This window comes from Streptococcus sp. HMSC034E03 (genome assembly GCF_001811505.1).
Taxonomy (GTDB): Bacteria; Bacillota; Bacilli; order Lactobacillales; family Streptococcaceae; genus Streptococcus.
Genome location: NZ_KV805000.1, coordinates 172136 through 172551, shown reverse-complemented (window position 1 = coordinate 172551; position 416 = coordinate 172136). Strand labels below are relative to the sequence as shown.

The following is a 416-nucleotide window of genomic DNA, read 5'->3' as shown; positions in this document are numbered from 1 at the left end:
GGACCTGGGAAGTTGGCTTTGTCCAAGTAAGTTGCTGGGACATCTACTGTGTCTTTGGTATTGTCTGCCACACCTTTTCGAACTTCAGCTGGAGTAGTCAAACCATTCAAGTTGACATCCAAATCCTTAGTCGCTACTAGATTACTCAAATCAGCCTTGCCGTCTTTCGAACCGTACACTTTGATAGTTGCTTTATAGCTTTGCGTACCATTTTGTTTTAAGAGGTCTAGAAGCTCTTTATCTGATTTACCTTGGGTACCTGCCAAATCCACTTCATAGAAGTAAAGGCCTTTGCCCAAGTTTTCTACTGGTGGAAGGGCAGGATTTTTAGCTGAACCGTTGTCTGACCACGGAGCTTTGTCTGAGGCTTTCAAGATAAGACGAGTCAACATACCGTCACCGGCGAAGAATTCATA

Annotated in this window: 1 protein-coding gene; it reads right to left on the bottom strand. The window is 44.0% G+C overall.

The window, feature by feature from the left end:
• The coding region (locus HMPREF2805_RS11590; protein WP_261676385.1) for a fibronectin-binding SSURE repeat-containing protein at window positions 1-416 on the bottom strand (416 nt) is incomplete at both ends.